14 protein-coding genes are annotated in these 12,605 nt (G+C 43.1%); 13 read left to right on the top strand and 1 reads right to left on the bottom strand.

The window, feature by feature from the left end; translation table 11 throughout:
* The first annotated feature begins 34 nt into the window (after nucleotides 1-34).
* Both yihA and rraB read left to right on the top strand, forming a co-directional pair.
* The gene (gene yihA, locus C5N92_RS03970) at nucleotides 35-649 is read left to right on the top strand and encodes a ribosome biogenesis GTP-binding protein YihA/YsxC (RefSeq protein ID WP_111749565.1); all 615 of its coding nucleotides are present in this window, start codon (nucleotides 35-37) and stop codon (nucleotides 647-649) included.
* An 87-nt stretch (nucleotides 650-736) separates the two neighbouring features.
* The gene (gene rraB / locus C5N92_RS03965; protein ID WP_111749564.1) at nucleotides 737-1,165 is read left to right on the top strand and encodes a ribonuclease E inhibitor RraB; all 429 of its coding nucleotides are present in this window, start codon (nucleotides 737-739) and stop codon (nucleotides 1,163-1,165) included.
* Between the two features lie 57 nt (nucleotides 1,166-1,222).
* Here the strand turns inward: rraB and tusA are convergent, their stop codons facing one another.
* Nucleotides 1,223-1,462, bottom strand: a complete 240-nt coding sequence (gene tusA, locus C5N92_RS03960) for a sulfurtransferase TusA (protein WP_111749563.1) — start codon at nucleotides 1,460-1,462, stop codon at nucleotides 1,223-1,225.
* 225 nt (nucleotides 1,463-1,687) lie between these two features.
* Between tusA and pepQ the strand changes: the two genes are divergently transcribed.
* The 11 genes from pepQ (at nucleotide 1,688) to C5N92_RS03905 (ending at nucleotide 12,546) form a co-directional block, all read left to right on the top strand.
* The gene (pepQ, locus tag C5N92_RS03955) at nucleotides 1,688-3,004 is read left to right on the top strand and encodes a Xaa-Pro dipeptidase (protein ID WP_111749562.1); all 1,317 of its coding nucleotides are present in this window, start codon (nucleotides 1,688-1,690) and stop codon (nucleotides 3,002-3,004) included.
* Between the two features lie 97 nt (nucleotides 3,005-3,101).
* The gene (gene argH, locus C5N92_RS03950; protein ID WP_111749561.1) at nucleotides 3,102-4,478 is read left to right on the top strand and encodes an argininosuccinate lyase; all 1,377 of its coding nucleotides are present in this window, start codon (nucleotides 3,102-3,104) and stop codon (nucleotides 4,476-4,478) included.
* A gap of 51 nt (nucleotides 4,479-4,529) precedes the next feature.
* Nucleotides 4,530-5,333, top strand: coding sequence for a D-hexose-6-phosphate mutarotase (locus C5N92_RS03945; RefSeq protein WP_111749560.1), 804 nt, complete (start codon nucleotides 4,530-4,532; stop codon nucleotides 5,331-5,333).
* A 60-nt stretch (nucleotides 5,334-5,393) separates the two neighbouring features.
* The gene (gene hemE / locus C5N92_RS03940; protein WP_111749559.1) at nucleotides 5,394-6,458 is read left to right on the top strand and encodes a uroporphyrinogen decarboxylase; all 1,065 of its coding nucleotides are present in this window, start codon (nucleotides 5,394-5,396) and stop codon (nucleotides 6,456-6,458) included.
* Between the two features lie 96 nt (nucleotides 6,459-6,554).
* Nucleotides 6,555-7,145, top strand: coding sequence for a YjaG family protein (locus tag C5N92_RS03935; protein ID WP_111749558.1), 591 nt, complete (start codon nucleotides 6,555-6,557; stop codon nucleotides 7,143-7,145).
* A 138-nt stretch (nucleotides 7,146-7,283) separates the two neighbouring features.
* Nucleotides 7,284-7,556, top strand: coding sequence for an HU family DNA-binding protein (locus tag C5N92_RS03930; protein ID WP_111749557.1), 273 nt, complete (start codon nucleotides 7,284-7,286; stop codon nucleotides 7,554-7,556).
* 114 nt (nucleotides 7,557-7,670) lie between these two features.
* Entirely contained in the window at nucleotides 7,671-8,753 is a 1,083-nt protein-coding gene (gene prfA / locus C5N92_RS03925) for a peptide chain release factor 1 (RefSeq protein WP_111749556.1), read from the top strand.
* A 47-nt stretch (nucleotides 8,754-8,800) separates the two neighbouring features.
* The gene (gene prmC / locus C5N92_RS03920) at nucleotides 8,801-9,676 is read left to right on the top strand and encodes a peptide chain release factor N(5)-glutamine methyltransferase (protein WP_111749555.1); all 876 of its coding nucleotides are present in this window, start codon (nucleotides 8,801-8,803) and stop codon (nucleotides 9,674-9,676) included.
* The gene (locus C5N92_RS03915) at nucleotides 9,664-10,530 is read left to right on the top strand and encodes a SirB1 family protein (protein ID WP_111749554.1); all 867 of its coding nucleotides are present in this window, start codon (nucleotides 9,664-9,666) and stop codon (nucleotides 10,528-10,530) included. The genes prmC and C5N92_RS03915 overlap by 13 nt, the downstream gene beginning before the upstream one ends.
* A gap of 119 nt (nucleotides 10,531-10,649) precedes the next feature.
* The gene (gene kdsA / locus C5N92_RS03910) at nucleotides 10,650-11,504 is read left to right on the top strand and encodes a 3-deoxy-8-phosphooctulonate synthase (RefSeq protein WP_111749553.1); all 855 of its coding nucleotides are present in this window, start codon (nucleotides 10,650-10,652) and stop codon (nucleotides 11,502-11,504) included.
* 94 nt (nucleotides 11,505-11,598) lie between these two features.
* Nucleotides 11,599-12,546, top strand: a complete 948-nt coding sequence (locus tag C5N92_RS03905; protein WP_111749552.1) for a 2-hydroxyacid dehydrogenase — start codon at nucleotides 11,599-11,601, stop codon at nucleotides 12,544-12,546.
* Nucleotides 12,547-12,605 lie beyond the last annotated feature (59 nt).

Genomic DNA, 12,605 nt, shown 5'->3' with positions numbered 1-12,605 from the left:
CTACAAATTTGTTTCATAGAAATATACATTCAAAATGACCGAAATAAAACTTAACTATCATAAAACCCATTTTTTAACTTCTGCCCCTGATATTCGCCATTTGCCTGAAGACAGCGGTGTAGAAATTGCCTTTGCAGGACGTTCAAATGCAGGGAAATCAACGGCACTCAATGCCTTAACGAACCAAAAAAACTTGGCACGGACTTCAAAAACACCAGGACGCACTCAGTTGATTAACCTGTTTGAAGTGGAGCCAAATTGCAAATTGGTCGATTTACCGGGTTATGGCTATGCTGCCGTGCCTGAACAGATGAAATTGCAGTGGCAACGTTCATTAGGCGAATACTTGCAGAAACGGGAATGTTTGCGTGGCGTGGTGATTTTAATGGATATTCGCCACCCATTAAAAGATCTCGACCAACAGATGATCGAATGGGCAGTGTCTGCCGAATTGCCTGTGTTGTTGCTATTAACCAAAGCCGATAAACTCAGCCAAAGTGCGAGAAGCAAAACGGTGAAAATGGTACGAGAAGCGATTTTGCCTTTTCAAGGCGATGTACAAGTGGAAGCCTATTCCGCTCAAAATCGTATCGGCATTGACAAACTGGCGGCAAAATTAGATAGCTGGTTTGCCGAAGCATTTGAATAACTCATTGATGGCACACGTTTTTAACGTGTGCCTTGTACTGACAAAAAGCACTCGTTACAAACGAGCGCTATCTGGAGAACATTACTTATGTACAACTTAACCGAATTACGCCAAGAAACCGATGAAATTATTGAGTCGTTATTAGCTGACGGCAGCGATCCTGAAGCCCTTTATATTATTGAACACCACGTTGCTCACCACGATTTCGACAAACTTGAAAAATTAGTGGTCGATGCCTATAAACTGGGCTATGAAATTTCTGAAGCGGAAGAAGTAGAAGAAGAAAACGGCGATGTGGTTTTTGTATGCGATATTGTTAGCGAAATCAAGCTCGATGCTGATTTAATCACCGCTCAACAAAAAGAGCTACTGCCATTGATTGAAAAATCAGGTGCCGTTTATGAAGGCTGGGGAACTTACTTTGAAGATCCAAACAGCGATGAAGATGAGTACGGCGATGATGGCGAGTTCTTTGATGATGAAGATGACGATTTTGACGATGAACGTCGTCATTAATTAGGCTACAAGCGGTAGGATATTGCAAATGTTTTGCGAAATCTTACCGCTTGTTTGTTATAGCCCCTTTTTCACCCAATAGCGATATGGCTTGGTTTCCGTTTGGCTTTTTAGTAATTGATGATCCATAAATTGACAAAAACTCGGAATATCTCGGGTTGTGGCAGGATCGTCGGCAATAATGAGTAACACTTCGCCGTCCGCCATATTGCGAATGGTTTTGCGGGTCAGCATTACAGGCTCAGGGCAACGAAGCCCTAATGTGTCTAGTGTGTGGTGAATGGTTGGTTCGGTCATAGTTGTTTGTTTAAGTTGAATTATTCGTTGATCAAATTCCCCCCCTTTGAAAAAGGGGGGCTAGGGGGGATTTTTAGTAGCCCTGTGCAAACATTTGCATTTTAAAATCCCCCTTAATCCCCCTTTTTCAAAGGGGGAAATGTTCTTTATCTACATAGAACTCCACAGGCTTACTTTTCTAAAAGTGGGAGTTTTTTTCATTATTTATATAAATCAGGAATTTCTATGCAACACTTTTTCTCTCAACATCTCGCACGTATTCAGCAAATCGTGCAACACGCCTTAGAGCTTGCTCGCCTTGATGGGCTTTGGATTTACGCAGGGCAGGCGAAATATCATTTTTTAGACGATCAAACATCGTCGTTTAAAATCAATCCGCATTTTAACTACGTTTTCCCTGATCCTACAGCGGAACAAAGCTGGCTTTTCCTTGATGGCAAAAACAAGCCGAAGCTCTATTTTTACGCACCGCAAGATTACTGGCATTGTACGCCAAATCCGCCGACATCGACATTTTTTGCCGATGAATTTGAGTGGCAGATGTTAAGCAATAGCCAACAAATTCAGCAATATATCCAAAATCCGAAACATTGTGCCTTTATCGGCGAGCAAGAAGCCCTTGCACAATCGTTGGGCTTTGAGCATATCAATCCGCAGAAAGTGCTAAATGTACTCCATTTTGAGCGTTCGATCAAAAGCGAATTTGAAATTGCCTGTATTTATCAGGCTCAACTCACCGCTTTGCGTGGTCATCAGGCGGCAAAAGAAGCGTTTTTTGCAGGGAAAAGTGAGTTTGAAATCAACCTTGCCTATTTGCAAGCGACACAGCAGTCGGACAACAATGTCCCTTACGGCAACATTGTCGCAATCAATCAGCACAGTGCGATTTTGCATTACACCCAACTCGATTTTACTCCGCCAAACGAACGCCACAGCTTTTTGCTTGACGCAGGAACAAGCTATTTAGGCTATGCGTCTGATCTCACTCGCACCTATGCTGTTGATCCACAAAGTGAATTTGCGGAAATGGTGGCTCAAATGGAACAGTTCAAACTAGATATTATCGCCGAGATGCAAGTGGGGATAAATTATTTGAGCTATCACAGCCAAATGCACCGCTGGATTTCGCAGATGTTACAGCAGTTTGAGTTAGTGAAATTGCCTGCCGATCAAATTTTTGAAGAAGGCATTAGTCGCACCTTTTTCCCACACGGCTTAGGGCATCAGTTAGGTTTGCAAGTTCACGACGTGGCAGGTTTTCAACAAAATCAGCGTGGCACACGCAAGTCGCCCCCTGAGATTTACCCAAGTTTGCGTTGCACCCGTGATTTAGCCGAAAATATGGTGTTAACCATTGAGCCGGGTTTCTATTTTATCGAAATGTTGCTAAATCAATGGCGAAACCACCCGCTTGCTCGTTTCTTTAACTGGCAGAAAATTGACGAACTGAAACGCTATGGCGGTATTCGCACCGAAGATAACATTGTGATGCGAGCTAATGGGGCAGAAAATTTAACGGCGAAAGCAGAAAAGAGTAAATAATTATTGAGTTTAATTGCATAATTATGCATAATAACCACCAAGACAAGCGGTGAGATCCGCTTTTTATTTTGCAATTTTCATTTAAAAGGATACCAATATGGCACTTTGGGGTGGACGTTTTACACAACAGGCAGATCAACAATTCAAATACTTTAATGACTCGTTACGTTTTGACTACCGTTTAGCATTACAAGATATTGACGGCTCTATCGGCTGGGCGAAAGCTATTCATTCTGTTGGCATTATCAATCAAAACGAACTGGCGGAACTTATTCAGGCGTTAAAACAGCTTCGTGCGGAAGTTGCCCCGAATTTAGCGATTGTATTGCAAGAAGATGCAGAAGATATTCACAGCTGGGTTGAGTTGCAACTGATTAAGAAAGTGGGCGATCTCGGTAAAAAACTGCACACAGGGCGTAGCCGTAACGATCAAGTTGCTGTAGATATGAAACTGTGGTGTAAAGCCCAAGTACTTTCATTACAAGAATCTATTCGTGCCTTGCAAGAGAAATTGGTCGAAACTGCTGAAGCTAATCAGCTGTCGGTAATGCCGGGTTATACCCATTTGCAACGGGCTCAACCGATCACCTTTGCTCACTGGTGTATGGCGTATTACGAAATGTTAGAGCGTGATCACAGCCGTTTGACCGATGCTTATAAAAGAATGAACACTTGCCCACTGGGTTCAGGGGCGTTGGCAGGGACGGCTTATGCGATAGATCGTGATCTGCTTGCACAAGATCTCGGCTTTGAAACCGCTACTCGCAACAGCTTAGACAGCGTATCAGACCGTGACCACGTTTTAGAGCTATTAGCGGCAGCGTCAATCAGTATGATGCACCTTTCTCGCTTTGCGGAAGATTTGATTATTTTCAACAGTGGCGAATCGCACTTTGTCGAACTTTCCGACCGTGTTACATCAGGTTCATCACTGATGCCACAAAAGAAAAACCCCGATGCCTGCGAATTAGTGCGTGGTAAAACAGGGCGTGTATTTGGGGCGTTAAGTGGCTTGCTTGCGACACTCAAAGGCTTGCCACTTGCCTATAACAAAGATATGCAAGAAGACAAAGAAGGCATTTTTGATGCGATTGAAACCTGGCAAGCGTGCGTAAACATTTCGGCGTTAGTGCTTGAAGACATCAAAGTCGATACGGAACGCACCAAAGAAGCAGCACAACAAGGTTATGCTAATGCAACCGAGCTTGCCGACTATTTAGTGGCAAAAGGTATTCCATTCCGTGAAGCTCACCATATTGTCGGCGAAGCGGTGGTTTATGCGATTAGTCAGAAGAAAGCCCTTGAAGAATTGAATTTAGATGAATTTAAACAGTTCCACGCTGTCATAAGTGACGATGTTTACCCAATTCTTTCTCTCGACTCGTGCTTGGCAAAACGTTGTGCCAAAGGCGGTGTGAATTTAGAACGTGTTGCCGAAGCGATTGCAACAGCAAAACAGTATTTGAATCAATAATCTTAAGGGGTGTAGCAATACACCCCTTTTGTCTATACAAAAGGAGTAAATATGACAAAACAACTTACCCCAGAACTCAATTTGGTGGATTATCACCAAATTCCTGTCCTTGAAATTTCTCACCCAAAAGTCACCGCTAAGGTAGCGTTGCAAGGCGCTCAGCTATTGAGCTGGAAGCCTAGCCATACAGCAGAAGATGTGCTGTGGCTAAGTGAAATTGAGCCTTTTGAGCAAGGCAATGCTATTCGTGGCGGTGTGCCGATTTGTTATCCGTGGTTTGGCGGAGCGAAACAGCCGCCGCACGGCACGGCTCGAAATCGTTTGTGGGAGTTGTCGGCTTATCAGGTGGACGCAGAGCAAGTGAAGCTTGAGTTTAGTCTGTTTGACGAACAGCAACAGCTTGAAGCGAAAATGGAAATGGAACTCGGCTCAACCTGCCAACTACGTTTTACGCATTTGGCAGAGAGCGAAGCACAGGTGGCATTGCATAGCTATTTCAAGGTGAAAAACATTGAGCAAGTGGAGCTCTTTGGCTTGCCAGATAATGCCTTTGATGCCGTAACACAACAGCGACAAGCGGTCAGTTCGCCACGAAAAATTGCGAATTTAGTTGATGAAGTTTATACGGCAAATCAACAGCCGAGCCTGATTAGCGATTCGAGCTATCAGCGTCAAATTGAAGTAGATCACCATAACGCTAGCGAAGTGGTGGTGTGGAACCCGTGGCATAAAGCGATGAGCGGAATGAGCGAAATGGGCTATCAGACGATGGTTTGCGTTGAAACCGCACGCATTCATCAACTTGTTCGCTCAGGGGAGCAAGTGAGCGTGAAAATTAGCGTCAAAGATCAATAATTTATGCTATTATTTGCCCTATCAAGCCCGATAGGGCAATTTTATTTTTGAGAGAAGATTATGACAACCTTAAAAAATGACCGCTATTTAAGAGCTTTGTTACGTGAACCTGTGGATATGACGCCTGTTTGGATGATGCGTCAAGCAGGGCGTTACTTGCCAGAATATAAGGCAACCCGTGCGGAAGCGGGGGATTTTATGTCGCTCTGTCGCAATGCGGATTTAGCTTGTGAAGTGACCCTTCAACCTTTACGCCGTTATGCGTTAGATGCAGCGATCTTATTTTCAGATATTTTGACCGTTCCTGATGCCATGGGCTTGGGCTTAAGTTTTGGTGCAGGCGAAGGTCCGAAATTTGCTCGTCCAATTGAACGCAAAGCTGATGTAGATAACTTGCCAATTCCTGATCCAGAACAAGAGTTGCAATATGTGATGAATGCGGTGCGTACCATTCACCGTGAATTAAAAGGCGAAGTGCCATTAATCGGCTTTTCAGGCAGCCCTTGGACATTAGCGACCTATATGGTCGAAGGCGGAAGTAGCAAAGCCTTTACCAAAATCAAAAAAATGATGTACGCTGAGCCAGCTCTGCTACACGCTTTATTAGATAAATTGGCGGACAGCGTTATCCTTTACTTAAACGCTCAAATTAAAGCTGGGGCGCAAGCGGTAATGGTGTTTGATACTTGGGGTGGCGTATTGGCTCACCGTGATTATCAAGAATTTTCATTACGCTATATGCACAAAATCGTGGACGGTTTAATCCGTGAAAATGAAGGCAGAAAAGTGCCTGTAACTCTGTTCACCAAAGGCGGTGGCTTGTGGTTAGAAGCGATTGCAGAAACAGGCTGTGATGCCGTTGGTTTAGACTGGACAGTGGATATTGCCGATGCACGCCGCCGTGTAGGGCATAAAGTTGCTTTACAAGGCAATATGGATCCGAGTGTGCTTTATGCAAGCCCTGAACGTATTGAGCAAGAAGTAAAAGCGATTTTGGCTGGTTTTGGGAACGGTTCGGGACACGTGTTCAATTTGGGACACGGTATTCATCAAGATGTGCCAGTAGAAAGCCCGAAAGTGTTTGTTGATGCAATTCACGAGTTTTCTAAGCAGTATCATAAATAATTATTTAAATTTAGGTTACTCTCTCCCGTTTACGGGAGAGAGACAGCTCAAAATAGCGTAAGGCTATTTTGAGCAGAGAGAGGGAAAATATAACAAATGCGAAACCCTATTCATAAACGCATTGAGCGTTTTGAGAGCTGGCAACATCTCACCTTTATGGTGTGTTTATGCGAGCGTATGTACCCAAATTTTCAGCTCTTTTGCGAAGTGAGCAAGCGGTCTGATGATGCCAAAATTTTCCAAAATATCCTAAATCTTGTTTGGGAACATTTAACGGTCAAAGGGGCGAAAATCAACTTTGAAAATCAGCTTGAAAAGCTTGAAGCGATTATCCCTGATGTCAATGAATTTGATTTCTACGGTGTTTTCCCTGCTGAAGATGCTTGTCAGGCTCTTGCAGAGCTGCTGCACAGCATTATTGCAGGGGAAACCTTAGAACAAGCGATTAAAATTAGCCAAATTTCACTTGCCACCGTTGCAACCTATTTAGAAACGCAGGCTGATCGCCGTTTAAATGAACAAGAACTGAAAAATGCTACTGAAATTCAAGATGAACTAGATGTGCAATGGCAAATATATCGTTTACTGAATGAGTGTGAAGAACGGGATATTGAATTGCTCCTATCTCTCAAAAACGAGATAAGAATGAGTGGTATAAGTAATATTGGATTAAATTTTAGTCAATAAGTGTGACTTAGCTAACAAATTTTGCATTATTTCCTTTGAGAAAATGGTTGTTTGAATTAAGCTACGCAACGCATTTTCGCAATTTTATTAAGGCAATTATTGCCGTCTTACTGATACACATCTTTAGAGGATAAAACTATGAACAAAACTGAGTTAATCGATGCAATCGCAGCAGGCGCAGAGTTAAGCAAAAAAGATGCTAAAGCAGCATTAGAAGCAACTTTAGATGCTATTTCTGGAAGCCTTAAAAAAGGTGATGCAGTTCAACTAATCGGTTTCGGTACTTTTAAAGTAAATCACCGTAAAGCTCGTACAGGTCGTAATCCAAAAACTAACGAAGCAATTGAAATTCCAGCAGCTAACGTGCCAGCATTCGTTGCAGGTAAAGCATTAAAAGATTTAGTAAAATAATTCCTTAACAACGAATTTTGCTGGAGAGCCTAGAGAAATCTAGGCTTTTTTGCGTTTATTAGATGGCGATTTTCCGTTACAATAGCGACATTCAACACAAATTTTAACAAGACAATGAAACAATCCATCATCAATAAATTAGACAGTCTCAGCGAACGCCACGAGGAATTACAAGCCCTACTTGGCGATGCAACTATCATTAGTGATCAAGAAAAATTCCGTGCCTACTCCAAAGAGTATTCGCAATTAGAAGAAGTGGTTGGCACTTTCAACCGTTGGAAAAAATTACACAGCGATATTGAAGAAGCTCAAATCTTACTTGACGATCCTGATATGAAAGAGATGGCGGCAGAGGAAATTGAAGCGAACAAAGCGGAAATTGAAAACCTTGAGCAACATCTGCAAATTTTATTACTGCCAAAAGATCCAAACGATGAATATAACTGCTTCCTTGAAATCCGTGCCGGAACAGGCGGCGATGAAGCAGGTATTTTCGCAGGCGATTTATACCGTATGTACAGCCGTTATGCTGAAAGCAAACGCTGGCGAATTGAAGAACTCTCTGCAAACGAAAGCGAACAGGGCGGATATAAAGAGATTATCGTGAAAATCAGCGGTGAAGGCGTTTATGGACAGCTCAAATTCGAGTCGGGCGGACACCGTGTGCAACGTGTGCCAAAAACCGAATCACAGGGGCGTATTCATACTTCCGCTTGTACTGTGGCAGTGATGCCTGAATTGCCAGAGAGCGAAATGCCTGAAATCAACCCAGCGGATTTGCGTATCGACACCTATCGCTCATCTGGTGCAGGCGGTCAGCACGTTAATACGACCGACTCAGCGGTGCGTATTACCCATATTCCAACGGGCATTGTGGTTGAGTGCCAAGATGAACGTTCTCAACACAAAAATAAAGCCAAAGCCTTAGCGGTATTGGCTTCTCGCATTGTGCAAGTAGAAAAAGAGAAACAAGCCCAAGAGCAAGCGGATACTCGCCGTAACTTACTCGGCTCGGGCGATCGTTCCGACAAAATCCGTACTTACAACTACCCACAAGGGCGTGTTACCGATCACCGTATCAACTTAACCGTGTATCGTTTAGATGAAGTGATGAACGGCAAAATTGATGAATTAATTCAGCCGATTATCACCGAATATCAAGCGGATCAGCTCGCGGCGTTGTCGGATCAAAATTAGTACTGTAGGGTGGGTTTTAACCCACCGTTACGAATATAAACATATCTATGTCTCAAACCTACCAACAATGGCTCACATTTGCCGAACAGACTTTGCTTGAAAATGCGGAACAAGATCCGTTTTTAAACGCCAAAGCCGATGCTAACATTCTGCTACAAGCGGTAACAAAACGCTCAAAATCTGCAATTTTTGCTTTTGGGGAAACAGAGCTGAACGATACCGAATTACGCCAACTAGCTGAATTGCTTGCTCGCCGTGCCAAAGGTGAGCCAATGGCGTATATTTTGGGCGAAAAAGAGTTTTGGTCGTTGCCCCTAGCAGTTTCAACGGCAACACTCATTCCCCGTCCTGATACGGAGCGTTTGGTGGAAGTAGCGTTGGCGTGGGCATACAAGCGGTTAGATTCAGAGAAAAATTTGCACATTCTCGATCTTGGCACAGGCACAGGGGCGATAGCCTTAGCGTTGGCAAGTGAATTAGGCGATAAGGCTCACATTATTGGCGTGGATAAACAGCCCGATGCGGTGCAACTGGCAGAAAAAAATCGCCAAAAGCTCGGTTTTGCTAATGTCCGTTTTTTACAAAGTGATTGGTTTGACGCCTTGCAAAATCAGCGATTTGACCTTATTGTGAGCAATCCCCCTTATATTGATAAAAATGATGAAAATCTGACTCGGGGCGATGTGCGTTTTGAACCTTTAACGGCATTGGTTGCCGAACAGAACGGCTTGAGCGATTTGCAAAAAATTATTGAAAAGGCACCGCTTTATTTAACCGAAAATGGCACGTTAATGTTAGAACACGGTTGGCAACAGGCACACGATGTTCAACAGATTTTCAAACAAAATCAATGGGTTGATGTGCAGACTTTTCAAGATTATGGCGGTAATGATAGAGTAACGGTAGCAAAATGGACACGATAATTAACCAAATTTTCCAAGAGATTAAACAGCCAAAAAGCGTGATAAATAAGGTACAGTTACAAAAATTTTTGTATCGTGAATTGGTGCGTTTGACCTTGATGATTGACGATTCACTTTCGGAGCCACAGGTGTTGGGTTTGATGTCATCGCTCGTTAAAAAGGCACGTTATGATGTCAATGGCGAAACGGACGCAGAACGTTTGACACAGCTTTTGACGTTGGTTTATCAAGAGTGGGGCTTCCATTGTCATCACGCCGAGTATTTCTATACGGATAACTTATTGATTAATAACGTAATTCGTAAACGTCGTGGTATGCCTGTTTCATTGGGTGCGGTGGTGCTTTATTTAGCCGCATCGCTGAATTTGCCCCTTTATCCTGTCAATTTCCCGACTCAGTTAATTTTGCGTGCTGAGTTGAAAAATGAGCAAGGCAGAACCGATGTGAAGTTTATCAATCCGTGGGACGGATCTGAACTTGAGCGTGAAAAGCTGGAAAAATGGCTAGAAGGCGAAATGGGCTATGGCGTAGAACTGAATCAAGAATTTTTACGTATTGCCGATGAAGAAGAGCTGTTAGAGCGGTTGGAAACGGTGTTTAAAATGGCACTCACCCGTGAAGGCAAATATGAAGAAGCGTTGCGGTTAATTGAATACCGCTTAACGATAAGCCCTGAAGATCCTTATGAAATTCGGGATCGGGGAATGATTTTAGCCAGTATGGATTGCTATCAAGCGGCGTTTGATGATTTAAGTTATTTTATCGATCAATGCCCTGATGACCCATCGGCAATGATGTTAAAACTTGAAATCGCTGGATTGGAAAAGCAGAGCAAAGCAAGCGTTTTACATTAACAACATTCCCTTCCCCCGTAAACGGGGGAAGGGAATGGGGTAAATTAATTAGTGATATATTTCGAACGGTTGGTAGTTCCCCCACAAGCAGGTGGAGCAAAATTTTAAAGGAATCTCTTATGCAACAAAAAACAATCACCCTTGGCAACATTGAAATTGCCAACAACAAACCTTTCGTACTTTTTGGCGGAATGAACGTGCTTGAAAGTCGTGATATGGCGATGCAAGTCTGTGAAAAATATGTAGAAGTGACGCAAAAATTAGGCGTGCCTTATGTATTTAAAGCCTCTTTCGACAAAGCGAACCGCTCTTCAATCCACTCTTATCGTGGACCGGGAATGGAAGAAGGTTTGAAAATTTTCCAAGAGTTAAAAGAGACGTTTGGGGTAAAAATCATCACTGACGTTCACGAAATCTATCAATGTCAGCCTGTTGCCGATGTGGTCGATATTATCCAGCTGCCAGCGTTCCTTGCTCGTCAAACCGATTTAGTTGAAGCAATGGCTCGTACGGGTGCAGTGATTAACGTGAAAAAACCACAATTTTTAAGCCCAGGACAAATGGGCAATATCGTGGAAAAAATTGAAGAGTGTGGCAACGACAAAGTGATTTTATGTGATCGTGGTACTAACTTTGGTTATGATAACTTAGTGGTTGATATGCTTGGCTTCAATGTGATGAAAAAAGTCTCAAAAGGTTGCCCTGTAATTTTTGACGTCACCCATTCATTACAATGCCGTGATCCGTTTGGTGCTGCATCAGGCGGTCGTCGTGATCAAGTAACAGAACTGGCTCGTGCGGGTATGGCGGTTGGTTTAGCAGGTTTATTCCTAGAAGCTCACCCAGATCCAAAAAATGCGAAATGCGATGGACCATCTGCATTACCGCTTTCAAAATTAGAAGCCTTTGTTTCACAGATGAAAGCGATTGATGATTTGGTCAAATCCTTTGAAGAGATTGATACCAGTAACTAATTAAACAAGCGGTGCGTTTTTGTAAATTTTTTGTTAGAACGCACCGCTTGTTGTATATTCAACAAACTTTCTTTGCAAACAAGGAGCTAATGCTATGTTGAATATCGTTTTTCTTGACCGTACAGGCATTCCTGCCACTCACGAAATCCCACGTCCGACTTTTCCACACAATTGGATCGAATATGATCGCACTTCAGCGGAAGAAACTTATGATCGTGCCAAAGATGCTGACATTATTATCACCAGTAAAGTGTTATTTGGGCGTGAGCTGTTAGCCAAATTACCAAAACTCAAGCTAATTGCCATTACTGCCACAGGCACGAATAACATTGATTTGGTTGCCGCTAAAGAACTCGGCATTGCGGTGAAAAATGTGACAGGTTATTCCAGTGTGACCGTGCCAGAACACGTTTTGGGTATGATTTTTTCATTGAAGCACAGTTTAATGAGCTATCATCGTGATCAAGTGACTAGCGACCGTTGGGCAACTTGCGGACAATTCTGTTATGTGGATTATCCGATCACAGATGTGCGTGGCTCAACCTTAGGTGTATTCGGCAAAGGCTGTTTAGGCTCAGAAGTGGGGCGTTTGGCAGAACTTGTTGGCATGAACGTGTTGTATGCAGAGCATAAAGATGCAACCACAATCCGTGAAGGCTATACCCCGTTTGAAGACGTATTAAAACAAGCGGATATTGTGACGCTCCATTGTCCTTTAACAGAAACCACTCAAAACCTGATTAATGCTGAAACCTTAGCATTAATGAAACCAACGGCGTATCTCATTAATACGGGACGTGGACCTTTAGTTGATGAAGCTGCACTGCTTGACGCATTGGAAAATGGCAAAATTGCAGGAGCAGCGTTAGATGTCCTAGTCAAAGAACCGCCAGCGATTGATAATCCGCTCATTCAAGCGGCAAAACGTCTGCCGAATTTACTAATTACACCACACGTTGCGTGGGCGAGTGATTCGGCGGTGACTACTTTGGTCAATAAAGTTGCACAAAATATTGAAGAGTTTGTTGCAACGGGCAAATAGTCTTTTATGTATAAATGCTAGAAAGATACTAGGTGTATCAATTCACTTTTTTTGTTGAT

The organism is Glaesserella australis (assembly GCF_003260095.1).
Taxonomy (GTDB): Bacteria; Pseudomonadota; Gammaproteobacteria; order Enterobacterales; family Pasteurellaceae; genus Glaesserella; species Glaesserella australis.
Note: the sequence above shows the minus strand (reverse complement) of the source record. Positions and strands in the feature narration are given on the sequence as shown.